19 protein-coding genes are annotated in these 20638 nt (G+C 65.0%); 3 read left to right on the top strand and 16 right to left on the bottom strand.

The features are described 5' to 3' along the window. Nucleotides 1-216: 216 nt before the first annotated feature. The 6 genes from FHY09_RS10880 to FHY09_RS10855 all read right to left on the bottom strand — a co-directional run bounded on the left by FHY09_RS10880 (nt 217) and on the right by FHY09_RS10855 (nt 4911). Nucleotides 217-510 (bottom strand): hypothetical protein, encoded by a 294-nt coding sequence (locus tag FHY09_RS10880; RefSeq protein WP_032965766.1) that lies wholly within the window; start codon nt 508-510, stop codon nt 217-219. A 237-nt stretch (nt 511-747) separates the two neighbouring features. Continuing rightward, the gene (locus FHY09_RS10875) at nt 748-1548 is read right to left on the bottom strand and encodes an SAP domain-containing protein (RefSeq protein ID WP_166926889.1); all 801 of its coding nucleotides are present in this window, start codon (nt 1546-1548) and stop codon (nt 748-750) included. A gap of 9 nt (nt 1549-1557) precedes the next feature. Further along, nucleotides 1558-2391, bottom strand: coding sequence for an abortive infection family protein (locus FHY09_RS10870; protein ID WP_005409132.1), 834 nt, complete (start codon nt 2389-2391; stop codon nt 1558-1560). Between the two features lie 425 nt (nt 2392-2816). Beyond that, nucleotides 2817-4109 (bottom strand): SLC13 family permease, encoded by a 1293-nt coding sequence (locus tag FHY09_RS10865; protein ID WP_208407773.1) that lies wholly within the window; start codon nt 4107-4109, stop codon nt 2817-2819. 153 nt (nt 4110-4262) lie between these two features. Continuing rightward, a complete protein-coding gene (locus FHY09_RS10860; RefSeq protein WP_166926887.1) occupies nt 4263-4574 on the bottom strand; it encodes a hypothetical protein in 312 nt (103 codons plus the stop codon). A gap of 163 nt (nt 4575-4737) precedes the next feature. Continuing rightward, nucleotides 4738-4911: a DUF1328 family protein gene (locus tag FHY09_RS10855; RefSeq protein WP_166926886.1), complete on the bottom strand. Its 174-nt coding sequence runs from the start codon at nt 4909-4911 to the stop codon at nt 4738-4740. Nucleotides 4912-5069: 158 nt separating this feature from the next. On the opposite strand from FHY09_RS10855, the gene FHY09_RS10850 reads away from it, so the two are divergent. Continuing rightward, on the top strand, nt 5070-5906 hold the full coding sequence (locus tag FHY09_RS10850) for an endonuclease/exonuclease/phosphatase family protein (protein WP_166926885.1): 837 nt from the start codon (nt 5070-5072) through the stop codon (nt 5904-5906). 54 nt (nt 5907-5960) lie between these two features. On the opposite strand, the gene FHY09_RS10845 is transcribed toward FHY09_RS10850, so the two are convergent. The 7 genes from FHY09_RS10845 to FHY09_RS10815 all read right to left on the bottom strand — a co-directional run bounded on the left by FHY09_RS10845 (nt 5961) and on the right by FHY09_RS10815 (nt 15219). After that, the gene (locus FHY09_RS10845; RefSeq protein WP_166926884.1) at nt 5961-7226 is read right to left on the bottom strand and encodes a PQQ-dependent sugar dehydrogenase; all 1266 of its coding nucleotides are present in this window, start codon (nt 7224-7226) and stop codon (nt 5961-5963) included. A 148-nt stretch (nt 7227-7374) separates the two neighbouring features. After that, nucleotides 7375-8796, bottom strand: a complete 1422-nt coding sequence (locus FHY09_RS10840) for an efflux transporter outer membrane subunit (protein ID WP_166926883.1) — start codon at nt 8794-8796, stop codon at nt 7375-7377. Beyond that, nucleotides 8790-9527, bottom strand: coding sequence for an SDR family oxidoreductase (locus tag FHY09_RS10835; protein WP_166926882.1), 738 nt, complete (start codon nt 9525-9527; stop codon nt 8790-8792). Before FHY09_RS10835 ends, FHY09_RS10840 begins: the two co-directional genes overlap by 7 nt. 69 nt (nt 9528-9596) lie before the next feature. Next, complete coding sequence (locus FHY09_RS10830) at nt 9597-12767, bottom strand: multidrug efflux RND transporter permease subunit (protein WP_166926881.1); 3171 nt, start codon at nt 12765-12767, stop codon at nt 9597-9599. Between the two features lie 97 nt (nt 12768-12864). Beyond that, nucleotides 12865-14115, bottom strand: coding sequence for an efflux RND transporter periplasmic adaptor subunit (locus FHY09_RS10825; protein WP_166926880.1), 1251 nt, complete (start codon nt 14113-14115; stop codon nt 12865-12867). Between the two features lie 109 nt (nt 14116-14224). Then, complete coding sequence (locus FHY09_RS10820) at nt 14225-14995, bottom strand: SDR family oxidoreductase (protein ID WP_166926879.1); 771 nt, start codon at nt 14993-14995, stop codon at nt 14225-14227. Then, nucleotides 14992-15219 (bottom strand): hypothetical protein, encoded by a 228-nt coding sequence (locus FHY09_RS10815; protein ID WP_166926878.1) that lies wholly within the window; start codon nt 15217-15219, stop codon nt 14992-14994. Before FHY09_RS10815 ends, FHY09_RS10820 begins: the two co-directional genes overlap by 4 nt. A gap of 146 nt (nt 15220-15365) precedes the next feature. Between FHY09_RS10815 and FHY09_RS10810 the strand changes: the two genes are divergently transcribed. Next, nucleotides 15366-16412 carry a LysR family transcriptional regulator gene (locus tag FHY09_RS10810; protein WP_166926877.1) on the top strand — a complete coding sequence of 349 codons (1047 nt, stop codon included), beginning with the start codon at nt 15366-15368 and terminating at the stop codon, nt 16410-16412. A 30-nt stretch (nt 16413-16442) separates the two neighbouring features. On the opposite strand, the gene FHY09_RS10805 is transcribed toward FHY09_RS10810, so the two are convergent. Next, nucleotides 16443-17333, bottom strand: coding sequence for a LysR family transcriptional regulator (locus FHY09_RS10805; RefSeq protein WP_166926876.1), 891 nt, complete (start codon nt 17331-17333; stop codon nt 16443-16445). A 118-nt stretch (nt 17334-17451) separates the two neighbouring features. Between FHY09_RS10805 and FHY09_RS10800 the strand changes: the two genes are divergently transcribed. Then, nucleotides 17452-18177, top strand: coding sequence for an SDR family oxidoreductase (locus tag FHY09_RS10800; RefSeq protein WP_166926875.1), 726 nt, complete (start codon nt 17452-17454; stop codon nt 18175-18177). A gap of 134 nt (nt 18178-18311) precedes the next feature. On the opposite strand, the gene FHY09_RS10795 is transcribed toward FHY09_RS10800, so the two are convergent. Both FHY09_RS10795 and FHY09_RS10790 read right to left on the bottom strand, forming a co-directional pair. After that, nucleotides 18312-19007 (bottom strand): OmpA family protein, encoded by a 696-nt coding sequence (locus FHY09_RS10795; protein ID WP_166926874.1) that lies wholly within the window; start codon nt 19005-19007, stop codon nt 18312-18314. Between the two features lie 149 nt (nt 19008-19156). Further along, a complete protein-coding gene (locus tag FHY09_RS10790) occupies nt 19157-20572 on the bottom strand; it encodes a cryptochrome/photolyase family protein (protein ID WP_166926873.1) in 1416 nt (471 codons plus the stop codon). Between the last annotated feature and the right edge of the window lie 66 nt (nt 20573-20638).

The following is a 20638-nucleotide window of genomic DNA, read 5'->3' as shown; positions in this document are numbered from 1 at the left end:
TCAAATGCTCCGAATCAGTTCAAATTCAGCTGCAGATCGAGCTACATACAAAATACAAAGAGCGATAAGCGGCGATAGAGCACCACTTTACTTAAATCAAAACCGTGCTATTTATATTTCAAATTAAAAGCACGGAACTAATTTATGTTAATGATTGCATTTGCCATAGTTATTTATGCAATTCTACTGTATCTCACCTTTAAAAAGAAACTCGATTCACCATCCCAAGAGAACAAGCAATCTGGAAACGCCAAATCCAACCAGGAGGATGGCGATATAGATAAAAATTAAGGTTGTTCGCAGCTTGATTAACGTCCTACCCACCTGCATAACGCTTAGGTAAATGCTATCAGCAATAAATGTAATCGCCATCACGAACGCTAAGCCGATGCCGATGCGCAATCCTAAACTAAGCGCCGGATTGTTTATGACAGGACATACAATCCACAGCCCGGCGGAGACGACCGCTGCAACCCCAATAAGACCAACTGCATCGCTTTTTTTCCACATTAGAAATATTCCCTTTTATCGAAAAATTCAGCATTCCGTCTTTGCAAATTATTTAATCTGGCGAGATAGACCAAACCACCGATCATCATATCGGCCGGGAAGCTAGATTCTTTAGAGGCAAATAGATTCCACCGAAGACCCCATGCTTTGGCATCACAAATCAAGTAACACCAGCAATTGAAAAGTGCAATAAAGAGCCCCGCAGCGCTCTTTCGGGCATCCTTAGGGCTGCAGAGCTTAGCTATCAAATGATGGGATTACGGAGCGTAGTCCGCTCATGTCGCCCGGAAACAAAGGGGGAAGTCCATCTGGCACTCTCCTCCATGCCAACTCCACAAACTCTCTATCCTGCTCGAAAGTGTGCATGACCCTGAACTCCGTCACTCCGATGGCGTGAGATCTTCTCCTGTTGTGCAGACTCATTGCCCGGAACTGGATTGTCCGCATAAGTAGAGAGTAGAGGGACCGCCTCGCCTCAGAGTTGAGCTGAGACGCGATGGCCTGAAGCTGCGGCTGCTTCTCTATATTGGGAATCAGTTCCAGCATCCCAATCAGCTGGGCCTTGTTAGTCTTTGAGTTGAAACTCACTGAGCAGCACTTACACAGCTGTTTCAAGTCAGCAACCTTCATCCGCTGCAACAATGAAGAAACGGATGGCCGCTGAGACGGCACGGGCTGAGGAAAGTTGAGCGGGAAGCGACCCAGTTCCGAGAAGACCGATAGCCATTCCTCATGCTCAAGCCATCGCCAAGAACGACCTGCGAAGTAGTTCTCCCATACGTGCTCGTAGTATCCGTGAGCATTCAAGAAGCCGCCTTCAACAGCCATGATGTAATCCTTGATGGCGTCTACGTCTTCGGCAGGCATACCTGACACCTTCGCCATCGCTTGGTCGAATACGGCGTCGTAGCAATCGAACACGTCATCGCTTGGCGTGATTTCGAGCGCCTTGTAGTCAGCCTCTTGCGGCACCTGACCTTGAGGAACGTCAGGAGGCCTTGTCCCCAGAAGCGACTTCAGAAAGCCAACGACCCCCATAGCCCCCCCCTAAGCCTTCAGCCTACTTGTACCGCTCTTCTTGCGTTCCTTCCAGGTCTCCACAACAAACAAGCACAGTGAGTGCGCGGAGTGGACAACTAGTCGAGCATGGCGCGGAGCGACCTTATACGTGCGCTTGTGTTGCCCGTGGGCGCTACCCGCATGAGTCCGGAAGGCACCGATGCCATCAATGATCGAGCTAAGCCCTGCGAGAACTCGCTTGAGATCATCATCTTCCAACTGCTCAGGCGACAGCTTCAGATGCTTAGCAACCACTACCCAAAGTGGCTTGACGGTCTGGTTTGAAGGAAGCTCAAGCCCCTCTGTAGCGATGTAGTGCTTGCACAACGCCTCAACAATCGCACATGCCGCCGTAACCGCTGCGGCTGGATCGGATTCAATGAACCTGACGGCGCGTTCAAACTCCTCTTCAACTTCGGAGACAGAGAACTCCTTCAGCGCTTCGCCGAACGCCTTGCTCGGAGCAGTGACCGAGTGCGCACCCAGAATCCGGCCACCGAAACCGTAAGACAGCTGATAGCGCGCCAAGGCATCATTGATTCGCTTACGAGCGTTGAGCTTCTTCTCTGGCTCCCAAGAGGGGAGTTCGCCATCCATGATGTCTTCGATCAGATTGCCCAGGATGGAGAAGGACTTAGATACGTCATCCCTGCCTTCCCTGACCAGCCAGTTCGTCACCTTATCGACGCAGTTGCCTTCCGGAATGTCCCCGGACGCGCCCGCCTCATACAGCATGGTCTCCAGGCGCCGATGACTGTAGTAGTAGGAACCCACAACGTCACCAACTGTTATCGCGAGCGGCTTGGGAAACTCTTTCAACATCGCGGTGCCTAGTCAGTGGGTCGATGGTTGAGTGAAGAGTGCTACCTGCTGGCGTCCTTGCAGGCGCTTCCGGGCGAACTATGAGTATCGGCGATGCATGGGCCTTGTGCTGCCCCATCCGTTCGATCTACGATCAAGTATCGTTTGAGGTATCGTCGCACTAACGCACCCATATTCAAAATGGCTATTGGAATCAGTGGGTTAGAGGTCTTTTGAGACCTCTCCGCCCACCTCCACCAATGAAAGGTCCTTCACGGGCCACAGAAAGCCGGAATCCCTGGTGAAACAAGGGGTTCCGGCTTTTTTGTTGTCCGGGGTCGTCCGGTCGGTTCCATTGCAGCCTGTGAGACGGTTGGGGTATTCCCGTAGGCAGCGAACGGCCATGGCAGCGCGATGCCCAGGCGCCGCTGCACCTTTCGCCCTTTTCAGCCCCCGATCAAGCCAAGCAGATGCATCCACAGGAACTGCAGGGGTGCCAGCACCAGCAACGTCGCCAGTGCCAGCCATAACGCAAGCCTGATGCCCTGGCGCAGCGGCACATTGGCCATCATCATCGCGACCACGATCGGCGAAGCCTGGTAGGGAAACAACGGGGTTGAGTAACTGAGGACCTGGAACATCAGCACGGTGGTCAGGGGCAATCCCGAGGCGTGGGCGATGTCCCCTGCCAGCGGCGTGAACACCGCCGGCACGCCGTTGGCCGTCGTCACCGCATTGAGCAGTTCGCCCAGCCCGAGCACGGAAAGGTAACTGGTGAAGGGATTGACCGGATCCAGCGGCAGCAAGGGAATGACATGGTCACCCAGTGTGTCGCCCAGCCCGGTCGCGGCAACGAAGGCGCTGAGGCCAAGCAGCCCAGCGACATACAGGCAGGTGCGGAAGTTGCTCGCTTGGCCGAACTCATCGCTGGTGAGGAACCCGACGCGCGGCAGAAGGCACACGCACGCGGCAACCAGGCCAACCCAGGCAGGCGAGATGCCATGCAACGCGTCGGTGACCCACATGCCGAGCGTGCACAGCAGGACGATGCCCAGGCGGCGCTCCCGCGAGCTCCAAGGGACAGTGCTGGCCACCGTCTTGATGGGTTCCGGGCAGGCCGGAAACAGCCGGTGCACCAACGCGACGACCAGACCGCCCTTCAACAGTCCCAGCACCGGGGTGAACGTGATCAAGTACGGCAGGTAGTGCAGGTGCATGCCGTAACTGGATTCGATGGCTCCGGCCATGACCAGGTTCGGCACGTTCGCAGGCAGGATGCTGGCCGACAGCTGGAAGGTGCCGAAGCCCACGGCCAGCGCAAGACCGAACCAGCCACGCGACCCCGGAGGGATTCCGGACCTCTCGGCGATGGCCAGCACCATCGGCATCAGCAGGGCGATGCGCCCCATGTTGGAAGGCATCACGAAAGCAGCGGCGTAGGTGACCGCGACCGTGCCACCGACCATGCGCAGCCAAGATCCGGCCAGATGAGGCTGGAGCGCGCCCGCGAGCCGGTCGGCCAGGCCGGTTTTCTTGATCGCAGCCCCCAGCACGAACCCGCTCAGCACAAGCCAGAACGCGGCTGACGCGAAGCCGGAGAAGATCGTGGCTGCCGGCACGGTCGTGGTGACCGTGGCCGCGGCGAAGAAGATCAGTGCCGTGAGGTACTCAGGCAGGCGTCCGGTGGCCCACAGGGCGACCGTTACAAATACCAGTGTGGCGGCTACGAGCAGGTCCATGGTGATAGCGGCCATCCTTGCCAGGCATGAGGCGTCTGCAGCCCTTTATTCTGCCACTGCATCGGCCGGCGGTCAGCGGTCAGCGGTCGGCGCAGCCTGCGCTGTCCCGCAAGGATTCCAGGCCCGCCCCGTTGCGCCGGCCCCCTCCCCCGCTCAGGGCAGCGTGAACTTGCGCGCCATGCGCTGCGGCCACACCGAAGTGAACTGCGCGCCACCCACCAGGCGATATGCGGCCGAGACGCTGTGCATGACGCCCAATGCCTCGAGCACATCCTTGGCGCGGCGGAACGCCGGACGCGGCTCGGCAGTATTCATGAACAGATTGATTTCTTTCGCGCTCACGTCGAAGCCATCCAGCACGGCAGTCTTTCCCAACGCGCTCGCGAGCTGGGCTTCGAGGATCGGCAGGAATGCTTCGTCATCCAGCGACTTCCTCCAGAATTTGATGATCAGCTGATAGTCCATCGGGGTAGTCCTGCGGCAATCGGGAGAAGGCCATCGTAACGTGCATCCTCAAGATGCGTTCTGCCCGCATAAGCCAACCCGATGGCGGCCTGCCGGGCACCCACAACGAAAAACGCCGCGTCGAATACCGACGCGGCGTCAGGGTCACCGGAACGGGAAACGGTCAGGTGACTTTCTTGGCAATCGTCATGCCCAGCACGAACAGGATCACCGCAACGATGATGCCCGCCCAGAACAGGAACTTGGCAATGCCCATGGCGCCGCCGGCGATGCCGCCAAAGCCCAGCACACCGGCGATGACGCCGATGATGGCGAAAATGATGGCCCACTTGATCATGTCGTGTCCTTTGAAACAGATGCGAATCGCGTTGTCATGAACCTTACTGCGCGCGATGTGGGCGAGAAGTGAGCGCCCCGCCACCCGGCCATGAAGAGTGCGCGTCGTGCGCCGGCCTGTGCGAGACTTCGCCGTAAACGTTTCCACTTGAGCCCGCCATGCTGAAACATTTCCAACGAACTGCTGCCGTCCTGCTCCTGGCCATCACCCTGCCCACCGCCGCCGCGCCGCTGACCGTGATGTCCTTCAACGTGCGCACCCCGGCCGATACCGAACAGGGCCGCCGCTGGGAGGACCGTCGCGAGGCCATGGTCGCGGTCATCAAGGACGCCAGGCCCGTGGTGATGGGAACGCAGGAACTGGTCAAGGCGCAGGCGGATTACCTGGCCGAACGCCTGCCGGGCTACCGCTGGTTCGGCGAAGGACGCCGCGGCGGCGACGGCGACGAGCACATGGGCATCTTCTACGACGGCGCGGTGGTTGCGCTGGAGCAGTCGGGCAATTTCTGGCTGTCCGATACCCCGGCGGTGGCGGGCAGCATCAGCTGGGGCCACCCCTATCCGCGCATGGTGACGTGGGGCCTGTTCAAGCGGCTCGATGACGGGCGCCAGTTCTATCTGCTCAACACCCACCTGCCCTACCGCGAAGAAGACGAAAGCGCGCGCGTTCGCGGGGCGCAGGCCATCATCGCGCACATCGCCTCACTGCCGGCCCGCGTGCCGGTGGTGCTGACCGGCGATTTCAACAGCGAGCCCGGCAGCGAAACGTACAAAGCGTTCACCACGGCACTGCGCGACGCCCGCACCCAGGTGCAGACACCGCAGGGTCCGAAGCCCACCTTCCACGATTTCACCGGCCAGGCCACCCGGGAACTGGACTGGGTGCTGGTGCGCGGCTTCACGGCGCGCCGCTTCGACACCGTCGATGCCAAGGTCAATGGCGTGCTGCCATCGGACCATTTCCCGCTCGTGGTGTCGCTGGACTGGCCGGAATGATCGCCCTCCCCAGGCGCGGGTGACCATGCACCGTCACCCGCGCCTGGGGGACGGTCAACCTTCGTAGACCACCCGCCAGATGGTGTTGCCCGCATCATCGCTGACCAGCACGCTGCCATCGGCCAGGACCGCGGAGGCTACGGGTCGTCCGTAGGCCTCGGTCGTGCTGCCTTCCTTGACGAACCCGGTCAGGAAATCTTCCGCCGCATCCACCGGCGCGTTGCCGCTGAAAGGCACGAACAGCACCTTGTAACCATTGAGCTGCGCACGGTTCCACGAACCGTGCAGCCCCACCAGCGCACCGCCGCGGTATTTGGCGGGGAACGCCGTGCCGTCGTAGAAGGTGATGTCCATGGCGGCCACGTGCGGCCCCACCGAGAAATCCGGCACCCGTGTCCTGCTCACCCGTTCCGGCGCCTTGCCCTTCAGGCGTGGGTCTTCGATCGGGCCGAAGTAAGCATAGGGCCAGCCGTAGAACGCGCCCTGCTCCACCTCGGTGATGTAGTCCGGTACGAGGTTGTCCCCCAGGTGATCGCGCTCGTTCACCGCCGTCCACATGCGGCCCTGCTTGAAGGCGATGCCGTTGGGATTGCGGAGGCCTGCGGCGTACACCGTTTCATCGCTGCCATCCGGACGGATGCGCAGGATGTTGGCACGACGCTTTTCTTCCTCGAGCCCATACTCGCCATTGTTGCTGGCCGAGCCTACCGTGACATACAGGTACTGGCCATCCGGACTGGCCAGGATATTGCGCGTCCAGTGGTTGTTGTAGCCACCGGCCGGCAGGTCGAGAATCTTGCGGCCCTTGCCGGTAAGGGTGGTCTGCCCGCGCGTATACGGGTAAACGTACACACCGTCGGTGTTGGCGACGTAGAACTGGTCGCCACGCTGCAGCATGCCGAATGGCTGATTGAGATCGGCGAGGAAGCGATGGCGCAGCTCGGGGACGCCGTCGCCGTCGGCATCGCGGAACAGCGTGATGCGGTCGGCGCTGACGTCGTCCGGCGAGTCATTGGTCTGGCCCTTTGGCCGGGTCTTCGCTTCGGAGACGAGGATGTCGCCATTTTCAAGCACATGGATCCATCGCGGATTGTCCAGGTCTTTGGCGAACGCTGTGACCTTGAAGCCGGCTGGCGCGGTGGGCGTACGGCCTTCGGGCCAGCCGATGACCCTGGAGCGGACCTCGACGGACTCGGTGGCATAGGGCTCGGGCAGTTCGGCGGCAACCCTGGCCCCGGGCCCGACCAGCGGCCCGGCGGCGTGCGAGCTGAAGGTGGCCAGTGCCAGCAGGCAGGCGGCGGCGAGTGATGTCGTACGCATCGGTGGTCCTCGTCGTGGGGAGTAGAGACGCAGCCTAGCGAGCGGGCGATGAGCGGGCTGGCTAGGCAGGGTTCACGCCGTTTCGACCGATGGCCTCCATCGCGGCAGCTGGGATGGCAGGACCGGGCCGTCCCTGGCCCGGCGTACTTCAGTGGTCCAGCAGCGCGACGGTGGGCTGGGCGGCCTGACCCCAGCCACCGAGCGCCTTGTACACCGCCACCACGCTCACGTTGACCTCGGCTTCGGCCGCCGCCAGCGCATCGTCGGCGGACAGCTGGGTGCGCTGCGCATCCAGCAGCGTGAGGAAGTCTTCCGATCCTTCCCGGTAGCGGATCTGCGCCAGCGCTTCGGCACGCCGTGCGGCCTGCGCCTGCTCGGCGACGATCGCCAGCCGTGCCTGCTGCTTGGCATAGCGCGTGAGGGCGTTCTCGGTGTCCTCCAGCGCCAGCAGCACCGCCTGTTCGTACTGCGCGGCCACGCCATCGGCCTCGGCACGGGTGGCCTTCAGCCGCGCGCGCACGGTGCCGAAATCAAACGCCGCCCAGCTCAGCGAAGGTGTGAGCGACCATGCCTTGTTGCTGCCGTTGACCAGTCCGCTGGCATCGCCGCCGAGGAAGCCGACGAAGCCGGTCAACGTCAGTCGCGGAAACAGGTCCGCCGTGGCCACCCCGATGCGCGCGGTCGCCGCGGCCAGCCGCCGCTCCGCGGCACGCACATCGGCACGCTGGCGCAGCAGCTCACGCGTATCGCCCAGTGGCAGCGCGCGTGCAAAGGCCGGCACCTCGCGCGGGGCCAGCAGCCCGTTCAATGCATCCGGACGCAGGCCGAGCAGCACCGCCAGACGGTGGCGCGACTGGGTCTGCGCCACCTCCAGCAGCGGGATGTCCGCCTCGATGGCCTTCAGCCGCGCGCGGCTGCTCTGCACCTCCAGCTCGCTGCCCGCGCCCAGGTTCCAGCGGGTCTCCGTCAGGTTCTGGGTATCACGCAGGTTGATGAGCGTGTGCTCGGCCACGGCTATGCGTTTCTGCGTGCCACGCAGCTCGAAGTAGTTGCGCGCCACTTCGGCGGCCACCAGCACCTGCGCGTCGGCGAGGTTGGCCCATTCGGCGTCCAGGTCGGCGCGGGCGGCCTCGGCCGCCCGGCGCTGGCGGCCGAACAGGTCCAGTTCCCAGCCGGCGTCGAAGCCAAGCTGGTAGCTCTCGCTGAAGACCCGCTCGCCGCCGGCCAGCGGGTCCGGCTGCTTGCGGCGATCGTAGGTGCCATCGGCGGTCACGTGCGGCGCCTGGTCCAGGCGGCGCTCGGTGAACACGGCCCGTGCCTGCTGCACGCGTGACACCGCCACGCGCAGGTCCAGATTGTCCGTCAGGGCGTTGTGCACCAGCTGTTCCAGCACCGGATCGTCGAACTGCGCCCACCACGTGGCCACCGGGGCTTCGGTGCTGTAGACCGGCGCGGCCGCACCCTGCAGCGTCACCGGGGACGGCGGTGGCGCCTTGTAGTCCGGGCCGACCGTCATACAGCCTGCCAGCAGCACGGTGGAAAGTGCCACGGCGAGGGTTCTGATCACCACGGCAGCACCTCGCCCAGGTAGGTGAAGCTGCCGTTGGGGCCGTCGGCATCCAGCAGGGCCATCTGCACGCTGGAGTGTGCGCCCACGGCCACTTCCAGCTCACCTTCGCCACGGTTCATATCGGTTTTCACATAACCGGGGTGCACGGTGTTGACCTTGTGCGCGCTGTCGCGCAGCTCGTAGGCCAACTGCACCGTCCAGGCGTTCACCGCACTCTTGGACACATTGTAGGCAGGTACCATGAAGCCATGGATCGGCGAGCCCGGCTGGCTGTGCAGCGTGATGGAACCGAGCATGCTGGACACATTGACGATGCGCGCGCCGGCCGACTGCCTCAGCAGCGGCAGGAAGGCCTGGGTCACTGCGATGACGGCGAACACATTGGTGTCGAAGGTACGGCGCCAGGTGTCGAGCGATTGCTGCGAAGGCGGCAGCGCGGTGTCGTCGAGCAGGATGCCGGCGTTGTTGACCAGGATGTCCAGGCGGCCGTGGCGTTGGCTGACGTGGGCCACGGCGGCGGCGATGCTGGCCGCATCGGTGACGTCCAGTTCCAGTGCTTCCACCGGCAGGCCTTCGGCCTGCAGCGTCAGGGCGATCTCCACGGCGGTATCGCGGCGGCGGCCGGCCAGCAGTGTATAGACGCCCTGCTGGGCCAGCTGGCGCACGGTCTCCGTGCCGATGCCGCGGGTGGCGCCGGTGACCAGGGCGATCTTGTGGGTGAGTGCGTTCATGGATGGATCTCCAGTGGGTTGTGCATCAGGGGCGCGCCGGGACGGTCCCGGCGCCGCCAGGGAATCGGATCAATGCTTGAGGGTGGCGTGGCCGTGGCTGACCAGCTGGCCACCACCGTTGCGGCTGACGAACTTGCGCAGGGCCACGTAGAACACCGGGGTGAGGAACAGACCGAACAGCGTCACGCCGAGCATGCCGGCAAACACCGTGATGCCGGTGACAGAGCGCACCTCCGCACCTGCACCGTGCGAGAGCACCAGCGGCACGGTGCCGGCGATGAAGGCGATGGAGGTCATCACGATGGGACGCAGGCGCAGCCGGCACGCTTCCAGCGCCGCTTCCACGATGCCCTTGCCCCCCATCTCCAGCTCACGGGCGAACTCCACGATCAGGATCGCGTTCTTGCATGCCAGGCCCATCAGCACCACCAGGCCCACCTGCACGAAGACGTTGTTGTCACCCCCGGTCACCCACACGCCGAAGAGCGCGGACAGCAGGGTCATCGGCACGATCAGGATCACCGCCAGTGGCAGCGACCAGCTTTCATACAGCGCAGCCAGCACCAGGAAGGCCAGCATCACCGCCACCGGGAACACGATCAGTGCCGCATTGCCCTGCGTGGCCTGCTGGTAACTCAGGTCGGTCCACTCGGTCACCATGCCGACCGGCAGCACCTGCCCGGCGATCTCGGTGAGCTTGGCCATGCCCTCGGTGGACGACAGCAGGCGCGGATCGGTTTCACCGGCCAGGTCGGCGGCCGGGTAGCCGTTGAAACGCAGCACCGGATCCGGGCCGAAGGTCTGCTTGACGGTGACCATCGAACCGATCGGCACCATTTCGCCACGATCATTGCGGGTACGCAGGTTGCCGATGTCTTCCACGCTGTCACGGAACTGTCCGTCGGCCTGGGCGATGACCTGCCAGGTACGCCCGAACTGGTTGAAGTCGTTGACGTAGGACGAGCCGAGGTAGGTCTGCAGCGTGTCGAACAGTTCGGTCAGCTGCACGCCCTGCGCCTTGGCCTTGACCCGGTCCACTTCCGCATCCAGCTGCGGCACGTTGGCCTGGTAGCTGGTGATCGGGTAGGCCATGCCCGGCGTCTGCGCGACCGCGCCCTGCATGTTCTGCACCGCGTTCTGCAGCGCGCCGTACCCGAGGTTGCCGCGATCCTCGATGAACATCTGGTAGCCATTGCCGTTGCCCAGGCCGAGGATGGGCGGCGGCATCATCGAGAAGGCGAAGCCTTCCTGCAGACCGGCGATCTTCTGGTTGATCTCGGCATTGATCTGCGCAGCCGTGCGGCCGTTGCGCTCGCTGAAGGGCTTGAGCGGAACGAAGGCCACGCCGGTGTTCGGAGTGTTGGTGAACTGCAGTGCATTCAGGCCGGGGAAGGAAATGGTGTGCGCCACGCCGTCGGTTTCCATGGCGATCTGCGCGACCTTCTTCAGCATCGCGTCGGTGCGGGCGATGGACGAACCTTCCGGCAGCTTCACGCCGGCGATCAGGTACAGCTTGTCCTGGGTGGGAATGAAGCCCGGCGGCACCAGCTTGAACATCACCCCGGTGCCCACCAGCAGCAGCGCGTACACCACGAATACCGCACCACGCTTGCCGAGGATCTTCGACACGCCGCGCTCGTACTTGTTGGAGCTGGCATTGAAGAAACGGTTGAACGGGCGGAACAGCCAGCCGAACAGGCGGTCGATCAGGCGCGTCGGAGCGTCCTTGGGCGCGTCGTGGGGCTTGAGCAGGCGCGCGGCAAGGGCCGGCGACAGGGTCAGCGAGTTGATCGCGGAGATCACCGTGGAGATGGCGATGGTGACGGCGAACTGCTTGTAGAACTGACCGGTCACCCCGGACAGGAAGGCCATCGGCACGAACACCGCGCACAGCACCAGCGCGATGGCGACGATCGGGCCGGACACCTCGCGCATGGCCTGGTGGGCCGCTGCCGTGGGCGAGAGTCCCTCTTCGATGTTGCGCTCGACGTTCTCCACCACCACGATCGCATCGTCAACCACGATACCGATGGCCAGCACCAGCCCGAACAGGCTCAGCGTGTTGATCGAGAAGCCCAGCAGGTACAGCGCGGCGAACGTACCCACGATGGACACCGGCACGGCGATCAGCGGAATGATCGAGGCGCGCCAGGTCTGCAGGAACAGGATCACCACCAGCACCACCAGGATGGTGGCTTCCAGCAGCGTGGACACCACGGCCTTGATCGAATCGCGCACGAAGATGGTGGTGTCATACACCGCCTCGTACTTGACGTCGGCCGGGAAGGTCTTCTGCATGTCATCCATGGTCTGGATCACCGCATCCCGGATTTCCAGCGCGTTGGCACCCGGTGCCTGGAAGATGCCGATGCCCACCGCGTTCTTGCCATCCAGCTGCGAACGCAGGGTGTAATCACCGGCGCCCAGTTCCAGGCGGGCGACGTCGGACAGGCGCACCACTTCACCATCGACGCCGGCCTTGAGCACGATGTCGTTGAATTCCTGCTCGTCCTTGAGCCGGCCCTGCGCATTGATCAGGGTCAGGAACTGGCTGCTCGGCATGGGCTCGGCGCCGAGCTGTCCGGCCGAGACCTGCACGTTCTGCTCGCGCATGGCGCGCACTACGTCGCTGGCTGTCAAGCCACGCGCAGCGATCTTGTCCGGGTCCAGCCAGGCGCGCATGGCATAGTCACCGCCACCGAAGATCTGCGCATCGCCGACGCCCTGGATGCGCGAGAGCGCGTCCTTGACGTGCAGGCGGGCGTAGTTGCGCAGGTACAGCGTGTCGTACTTTCCTTCTGGCGAGGTCAGGTGCACCACCATCAGGAAGGTCGGCGACTGCTTCTGGGTGGTCACGCCCTGGCGGCGCACGTCTTCGGGCAGGCGGGCCTGGGCCTGGGCGACGCGGTTCTGCACCTTCACCGCCGCCGCATCCGGATCGGTGCCCGGGCGGAAGGTGATGGTCATCTGCAGCACGCCGTCCGAACCGGCCACGGACTTCATGTACATCATGTCCTCCACGCCGTTGATCGCCTCTTCCAGTGGCGTGGCTACGGTTTCGGCGATCACCTTGGGGTTGGCGCCCGGATACACCGTACGCACCACCACCGAAGGTGGCACCACGTCGGGGTATTCACCGGTGGGCAGCAGCGGGATGCTGATCAGGCCGGCGGCGAAGATGATGATCGACAACACCGCCGCGAAGATCGGCCTGTCGATGAAAAAGCGGGAAAAATCCATTGGGAATGTCCTTGATGAGGCTGCCGCGGGCATGCAGCTGCCCTGCCCCTGCCGGCGTGGCAGGGGAACGGTGGTGCGTCGGCGCGGGTCGGTCGGATCAGTTCAGCGAAGCGGTCTCGGTACCGGTGGCGGCCGGCTTGGCCCCTGCCGGTGCGGTGGGAGCGGCCGGTGCGGTCCCGGGCTGCATGGTCACGGCCTTGGCCTGCACCGGCATGCCGGGCATGAAGATCTTCTGCACCCCGCCGATGACCACGCGATCACCCGCGGCCAGCCCGCCTTCCACGATGCGCAGGCCCTCGGCGCTGCGGCCAAGCTGGACGTCGCGGCGCTGTGCCTTGCCGTCCTTGTCGACCACGTAGACGTACTTGCGGTCCTGGTCGGTTAGCACCGCTTTCTCGTCGATCAGCATGGCGTTGAACTGTCCGCTGCCGAGCAGCTGCACCCGGGCGAACAGGCCCGGCGTGAACTGGCGGTCGGCGTTGTCCAGCAATGCGCGCACGCGGATCGTGCCGGTGCTGCGCGCGACCTGGTTGTCGAGGAAGTCGACGGTGCCCTGGTGCGGGAAGCCCTCCTCGCCGCTCAGGCCGATACGCACCGGCAAGGCCGCCTCGCGCTCGCTGGGGCGCGTGCCCTTGCGCGCCATCTGGGCGTAGCGCAGGAAGGTTGATTCGTCGGCATCGAAGTACACGTGTACCTTGTCCAGCGAAACCAGCGTGGTCAGCACGCTGGCGGCGTCGCCGGCGGTGACCAGGTTGCCTGCGGTCACCATCGCGCGCCCGGCGCGGCCACTGATCGGCGCGCGCACCTTGGTGAACTCCAGGTTCAGTGCGGCGGCATCGAGTGCGGCCTGCGCGGCCTGCACCTGCGCGCCGGCCTGGTCGGACGCCGAACGGCGCTGCTCCCACGTCTCGGTGGAGATCGCCTGCTGCTCGCTCAGGCGCTTTGCACGCTCGGACTCGCTGCGCGCCAGCGTGGCCTGTGTCCGCGCGCGGGCGAGATCGGCACGGGCACGATCGTACTCGGCCTGGTAGCTGCGCGCATCGATGGTGAACAGCACATCGCCCTTGCGTACCTCCTGCCCTTCCACGTAGTTCACTTTGTCGATGTAGCCGGACACGCGCGGTCGCAGCTCCACGCTTTCCACCGCTTCAACGCGGCCGCTGAAGTCGTCCCACTGGCTGACCGCCTTCACCAGCACCGGTGCGGCGCTGACTTCGGGCGGTGGCGGCGCACCGGCCTCACCGGCCTGGCTGCCACTGCACGCAGTGAGGATGGCGAGGGCGAGTGCGGAGACAGTGGCCAGCGCCACACGGCGCGTGCGTTGTTGCAGGGAGGGGGAGAGGTTCATGGCAATGAATTCCGTAGAAGGTGGTGAGGCGTTGAGTCGAAGATCGAAGGCCGTGACGGGCGGCGTTACGGCGGGCGGCGCAATGGTGGGACCTCAACAAAGGTTGAGGTCAAGCACTCCCGCAGGCGTCGCGCCATTGCAGCGGGCCATCCAGGTTGAGCAGTCCGCGTGGCAGCTGCGCATCGCGGTGGTCACAGCGGACGATGGCGCGGTTGTCGTTGCACTGGTCAAGCAGGGACACCACGCGGCGGCCCACCATCAACGCGCTGGGCCATTCGCTGCAGGCGTTGGCGGCGTTGAACGGCGTGCAGACCGGATCGCCCACTTCCAGCATCTGCGCCCGCACGCCGATGGCCTGCGCTTCCTGGTGCACGACCTGCGCATACATGCGCAGCGCCGCAGCACTGACGGAGGAGTCGCCGTGCGCTGCCCAGGGCTTGACGCCAGCCGGACTGCCGATCATCACGAAACGGCGCGGATGCGGGTGGTCCTGCAGCAGGGGCAACAGATGCCGCACGGCATGTACATGGGGCATGAGGTCCAGCTGCAGTGTCTGCAGCAGGGCATCGCCCGGTCGGTCCAGCACGCGGCCGCGGGCGGTGGGGCCGCCCAGTGCGGCGATCACCGCACCCAGCGGGCGCGGGCGCGCCGAGATGCGATCTGCAAGGGTCTTGGCCGACTCATCGTCCGCTACCGAGCCCAGCAGCGTGGTCAGTGCCGGCTCGTCGGCGAAGCAGGCGTGCAGGGCGGCCAGGCGCCCCGGATCGCGGCCAGCGACAAGCACCGGACTGCCCGCTTCAAGCAGCGCAGCGACGATGCCCTGGCCGACCGCACCGGTTCCACCAAGGACCAGGACCTCGGGCGCCAGCGTCCCATTCACGGGATATTTCCTCCCATCCCCGGGACAATACCCATCGAGGCGAACCGATCGGCCCGGTGGGGGGCAACGGATAGTGCACCACCGCGCTGGCTGCGCGCAGGTGCGGTAAACTCGCGGAAATCCTTGTGTACCAGGGCACTCGGCCGCGCTTCCACGGTCATGGCCGCGTCGAGGGACGCGGCACGGAGCGGCATGAGGTGACGGAGAATGTTGCGCAGGCGCATCGGAATGAGCCTCCAGTTCGGGAATGGCGCCATCATGATCCGCAAACCCCTACTTGATTAGTCCTGTTTAAGGGGAATAATCATCCCGCTCCCGGTCCAATCTTTTTGTCACCATAGTCACGTCCCCGACGTCCAAGGCGCCTGCCATGTCCCACGATCTCAACGAAACACTGATCTTCGTCAAGGTGGTCGAGCAAGGCAGCTTCATCGCTGCAGCCAAGACGCTCGGACTGCCCAAGACCACCGTGAGCCGTAAAGTGCAGGAGCTGGAGACGCGCCTCGGCGCCCGCCTGCTGCACCGGACCACGCGCCGGCTCGGGCTGACCGAAGCCGGCTCGATCTACCACGAACATTGCCAGCGCATCGCACGCGAGCTGGAAGAGGCCGAGAGCGCGGTCAGCCAGCTGCAGTCCGGTCCGCGCGGGTGGTTGCGCTTCACCGTGCCCTACTCGCTCGGCATCACCTGGATCGCGCCTCTGCTCGGGCAGTTCCACGCGGCGTATCCGGAGATCAGGCTGGACATGCACCTGGGCAACGAAAAGCTCGATCTCATTGCCGGTGAAGCCGATCTCGCGCTGCGTGTCGGCGCTCTGCCCGATTCGAACTTCGTTGCACGCAAACTCGGGACGCTGCGCACGCAGGTATTTGCCAGCCCGGCCTACATCGAGCGGCATGGCGAGCCGCTGCATCCGGACGAACTGCAGTTCCACCGCATCCTGGCCATGCGCAAGGCGCACCACACCAATCCGAACCGCATCACCTGGCAGCTCGGTGAGAACGGTGGCGATCTGCGCGATTTCCCGGTGACGCCTTTGATGATGGCCAATGATGTGTCCGCACTCAACGGTGCGCTGGTATGCGGCGAAGGGTTGCTGCTGACCGGCGATGTGATGGCCAAGCCCTTCGTGGAGACCGGCATGGTGCGCCGTGTGCTGGCCGGCTGGACCGGGCCCGAGGTGGACTTCAACGCCGTCTTCGCCGGCGGCCGGCTGGTCTCGCCGAAGGTGCGCGCGTTCGTCGATTTCCTGGTGGAAAAACTCAACTTCGATGCGAGCTACATGATGGCCCAGTGCCCTGCGGCAAAGTATGCGCAGCAGCAATCGGCAACGTCAGAGAAGGCCGGGACGGCGGACAGCGCGACAGAGACCGCGGCACTCGGCCAGCGCGTGCTGGAGACGGTCACCGCCGCCTGAGCAACCGGCTCCGCGCGCCGACGCGCGCGGTCATTCCCGCTCGCGCAGGTACGCCACCAGCGCGCGCAGTTTCGGCTCCGCCTGCCGCCGTCCGGCGTAGTACAGGAAGAATCCCGCAAAGCGCGGACAGAAGGGCTCCAGCACCGTCACCAGGCGGCCCTGGGCGACCTCGGCGCGGAAGGTATCTTCCATGCCGAACGCAAACCCGGCGCCGGCCAGCGCAAGGCGGACCATCGTGCCCATGTCGTTGCTGGTGATTTCCGGGGCCACGTCAACGCTGAACTCGCGGCCGTTTTCTTCGAACTCCCAACGATAGGGCGCCACGCCCGGCGCGCGCCGCCAGCCGATGCAGCGATGCGCCGGCAGCTCGCGCGGATGCCGCGGCGCGGGGTGGCCCCGCAGGTACTCCGGTGCGCACACCACCTGTTGCCGCTGCCGCGTTGAAACAGGCACCGCCACCATGTCCTGGTGGATGACCTCCCCCAGCCGCACGCCGGCATCGAAGCCTGCACTGACGATGTCGAATTCTTCGTCGGTCACGGTGATGTCCAGCTGCAGCGCCGGGTGCCGGGCCGCGAAGCCGGCCAGCAGCGGACCGGCCAGGAAGCGCTCTGCGATGGACGAGACCGCAAGGCGCAGTTGCCCACTGACCGCCTCGCCCTGGCGTACCGTTGCGTCCACGGCGGCATCCAGTTCCGCCAGCGCCGGCCCGATGGCCGCGCGCAGGGCCCGCCCCGCATCGGTGAGGTTGACGCTGCGCGTGGTGCGCTGGACCAGCGCGACGCCAAGCTGCTGCTCGAGCCTGCGGATGCTCTGGCTGACCGCCGATCGGGTGACACCCATCCGGGCGGCCGCCGCAGCGAATCCACGTGCGTCGGCCACGTACTGGAATACCCGCAGCACATTGAGATCGGCCGGCATGGGTTAGCGCTCCTTACCACGGCATTCGGGACGGGCCATCTTATCGTGCCACGGCGAGCGCCCTAGCCTGTGTGGACCGGGCCCTTCCCGCGCCCTTTCCCACAGCAGGAGTCACGCCATGGCCACATCCCGTACAATCCTCATCACCGGCGCATCCAGCGGCATCGGCGCCGGCATCGCCCGCGCACTGGCCGGGCCCGGTGCACGCCTGGTGCTCGGCGCCCGCCGCGTGGACCGCCTTGCAACCCTGGCCCAGGACCTGCGTGGACAGGGGGCGGACGTGCTGGTGCATCCGCTGGATGTCACCCGCCGCGACCAGGTGGACGGCTTCGCCGACGCGGCGCGGCAGCGCTTCGGCCAGGTCGATGTCATCGTCAACAATGCCGGAGTGATGCCCCTGTCACCGATGGCCGCGCTGAAGGTGGACCAGTGGGACTGGATGATCGACGTGAACATCCGCGGCGTCCTGCACGGCATTGCCGCCGTGCTGCCTGAAATGGTCGCCCGCGGCAGCGGTCAGATCATCAACATCGCCTCGATCGGCGCCTTGTCTGTCGTACCGACCGCCGCGGTGTACTGCGCGACCAAGCACGCCGTGCGCGCGATCTCCGAAGGGCTGCGGCAGGAGCATCGCACGCTGCGGGTGACCTGCATCCACCCGGGCGTGGTGGAGAGCGAGCTGGCGGACACCATCACCGACCCGACCGCCGCACGGGCCATGGTGGACTACCGCGCCGTCGCACTGCAGCCGGACGCCATCGGCCGCGCGGTGCGCTACGCCATCGAGCAGCCCGACGAGGTGGATGTCAACGAGATCGTGGTGCGACCGACGGCGGCCGCCTGAGAAACGGGGCCGCTTGCCTGGTCCACCGTCCTGCGCCGGGCCGGAACCCGGGTGCAGGAATGGCGCCTGCGAAGGCGCCATTCCCGTGTGCCGGCGATCCTTGCCGACCCTGCGCAACCGCTGCCGTGCGACCGTTACTGCTGCAGCGGAATGACGCGGATTTCCACGCGGCGGTTCTTGGCGCGGCCTGCGTCGGTGCTGTTGTCGGCGATCGGATAGGCCTTGCCCGCGCCCAGCGTCTCGATACGCGCGCGCTGCACGCCCTGCCCGCCCAGGTATGCCGCCACGGCATCGGCGCGTTCCTTGGACAGGCGGTTGTTCACCGCATCGCTGCCGATGCTGTCGGTATGGCCGACCACTTCGATCATCGTCTGGTTGTATTCGGACAGCGTGCTGGCCACACCGTTGAGCGAACCATAGAACTGGGGCTTCAGCGTGGACTTGCCGAAATCGAAGGTGATGCCGTCCGGGAGGTTCAGGGTGATGTTGTCACCCTGGCGCGAGACATCGATGCCGGTGTTGGCGGTGCGCTCGCGCAGCGCGCGTTCCTGCCGATCCTGGTATTGGCCCACCGCGGCACCGCTCAGTGCGCCGATGCCCGCGCCGATCATGGCGTGCTGGCGGCGCTCGGTGGCGCTGTCACCGGTGAGCAGGCCGGCGGCCACACCGATGGCGGTGCCGATCAGCGCATTGCGCCCGGTCTTGTTCTGCTGCTGCGTTTCATTGCCATACGGATCGCTCTGCACATAGGAGCCGCCGGTGGCGCACGCGGTGAGCGCGGCGGCGGTCATCAGGGCGAGGGCCACGTTACGGGGAGCGGATCGGATCATGGAGTTTCTCCTATAAGGCCGGGCAGTTCCGGCGTGCTGACGGCGGTGAGCATAAACAGCGCGGCGCGATGTGGGGATGAGGATCGTGAACGCGGCCCCAGCCCCGTTCAGGTTCCAGCACAACGACGCCCGCGCACTCGCCTCGCCCCTCATCCCCTGCCGGTACGCTTGTAGGCGGCCAATGCCGCATCACGGCCCTCTGCCAGCCCCACCAGCGGTTCACGCGGATAGCCCGGGGCTTTCTCCGCAAGCAACGCCGGCTGGGTCCAAGGTGCGAAGCGTGCCTTCACCGGCAGCGCGGCCAGTTCAGGAACCCAGCGGGTGATGTAGCGCGCCTGCGGATCGAACTTCTCGGCCTGCGTGACCGGATTGAAGACCCGGAAATAGGGTGCGGCATCGGCACCGGTCCCAGCCACCCATTGCCAGCCCATCGTGTTGTTGGCCAGGTCCGCATCCACCAGTGTGTCCCAGAACCAGCGCGCGCCTTCCAGCCAGTGCACGCGCATGTGCTTGCACAGGTAGCTGGCCACGATCATCCGCACGCGGTTGTGCACGTAGCCGGTGTGCCAGAGCTGGCGCAGCCCGGCATCGACGATCGGCACGCCCGTGCGCCCGCGCTGCCACGCCTCCAGGTCCGACGGCGAGGGCGTGACCCAGGTGAATCCATCAAACCGCGGATTGAGGTTTTCCGTGGTGGTCTGCGGGAAGTGGTGCAGCAGGTGGTGCGCGAACTCGCGCCAGCCCAGCTCACGGATGTACGCATCGATGTCCGCGTCACGGCTGGCGCGTCGCTCGGCTTCCAGCGCGCGGACGATCTGCCAGGGCGAAATCTCGCCGAAATGCAGATGCGGTGACAGCAGCGAGGTACCGACCCGATCCGGCAGGTCGCGCTCTGTGCGGTAGCCCTGCAGCGCGCCGTCGATGAAGGTGCCCAGCGCGTCCTGAGCGCCGTCCTCGCCGGGCTGCCAGTGCTCCCAGAAGCCCGAATCCCAGCCAAGCGCCGGCTGCAGCCCGAGCGCGTCCAGATCCCCGCCACGCACGCTATGACGCCGCAGCTTTGCGGGTGCAGCATGCGCTTCGGGAAGGTGGAGTCGGGTCAGTGCGTTGCGCCAGAACGGCGTGAACACCTTGTAGGGCTGGCCCTGCTGCGTGCTCAGATCCCAGGGCTCGAACATCAGGCTGGCATTGCAGCTGTCCGCCTGCAGGCCCTGTTCGCGCAGCGTGCGCTTGATCAGTGCATCGCGTGGCTGGGTGGCCGGGGCGTAGCGGCGGTTCCAGAACACCGCCTCCGCGCCGGTCTCCTTGATCAGTGCCTGCAGCTCGGCCAGGCTGTCCCCCTGGCGCAGCACCAGCGCGCTGCCACGTGCCTGCAACGCCTCGTCCAGGCCCTTCAGTGAGCGGTGCAGCCAGGCATTGGAGGCCGCGCCCGGTGCCCATTCGCCCTCTTCGTGGGGTGCATGGATGTACACCGGGACGATGGCATGGCCGGCCTCGAGCGCAGCGTGCAACGCGGGATTGTCGGCGAGGCGAAGGTCACGACGGAACCAGACCAGGGCTGTGGACACGCGGCATACCTTGCAGGTGGGGGCCGGCAATCATACCCAGCCGATGTCCACGCGGCGGTAAGGCCG

It is taken from the genome of Xanthomonas sp. 60 (assembly GCF_011761925.1).
The sequence above is the reverse complement of the archived record's forward strand: the minus strand, read 5'-3'. Positions and strand labels throughout refer to the sequence as shown.

Coding starts and splice junctions, on each gene's coding strand:
- FHY09_RS10880 (WP_032965766.1), bottom strand. CDS start 510: ATGTGGAAAAAAAGCGATGCAGTTGGTCTTATTGGGGTTGCAGCGGTC.
- FHY09_RS10875 (WP_166926889.1), bottom strand. CDS start 1,548: ATGGGGGTCGTTGGCTTTCTGAAGTCGCTTCTGGGGACAAGGCCTCCT.
- FHY09_RS10870 (WP_005409132.1), bottom strand. CDS start 2,391: ATGTTGAAAGAGTTTCCCAAGCCGCTCGCGATAACAGTTGGTGACGTT.
- FHY09_RS10865 (WP_208407773.1), bottom strand. CDS start 4,109: ATGGACCTGCTCGTAGCCGCCACACTGGTATTTGTAACGGTCGCCCTG.
- FHY09_RS10860 (WP_166926887.1), bottom strand. CDS start 4,574: ATGGACTATCAGCTGATCATCAAATTCTGGAGGAAGTCGCTGGATGAC.
- FHY09_RS10855 (WP_166926886.1), bottom strand. CDS start 4,911: ATGATCAAGTGGGCCATCATTTTCGCCATCATCGGCGTCATCGCCGGT.
- FHY09_RS10850 (WP_166926885.1), top strand. CDS start 5,070: ATGCTGAAACATTTCCAACGAACTGCTGCCGTCCTGCTCCTGGCCATC.
- FHY09_RS10845 (WP_166926884.1), bottom strand. CDS start 7,226: ATGCGTACGACATCACTCGCCGCCGCCTGCCTGCTGGCACTGGCCACC.
- FHY09_RS10835 (WP_166926882.1), bottom strand. CDS start 9,527: ATGAACGCACTCACCCACAAGATCGCCCTGGTCACCGGCGCCACCCGC.
- FHY09_RS10830 (WP_166926881.1), bottom strand. CDS start 12,767: ATGGATTTTTCCCGCTTTTTCATCGACAGGCCGATCTTCGCGGCGGTG.
- FHY09_RS10825 (WP_166926880.1), bottom strand. CDS start 14,115: ATGAACCTCTCCCCCTCCCTGCAACAACGCACGCGCCGTGTGGCGCTG.
- FHY09_RS10815 (WP_166926878.1), bottom strand. CDS start 15,219: ATGCGCCTGCGCAACATTCTCCGTCACCTCATGCCGCTCCGTGCCGCG.
- FHY09_RS10810 (WP_166926877.1), top strand. CDS start 15,366: ATGTCCCACGATCTCAACGAAACACTGATCTTCGTCAAGGTGGTCGAG.
- FHY09_RS10805 (WP_166926876.1), bottom strand. CDS start 17,333: ATGCCGGCCGATCTCAATGTGCTGCGGGTATTCCAGTACGTGGCCGAC.
- FHY09_RS10800 (WP_166926875.1), top strand. CDS start 17,452: ATGGCCACATCCCGTACAATCCTCATCACCGGCGCATCCAGCGGCATC.
- FHY09_RS10795 (WP_166926874.1), bottom strand. CDS start 19,007: ATGATCCGATCCGCTCCCCGTAACGTGGCCCTCGCCCTGATGACCGCC.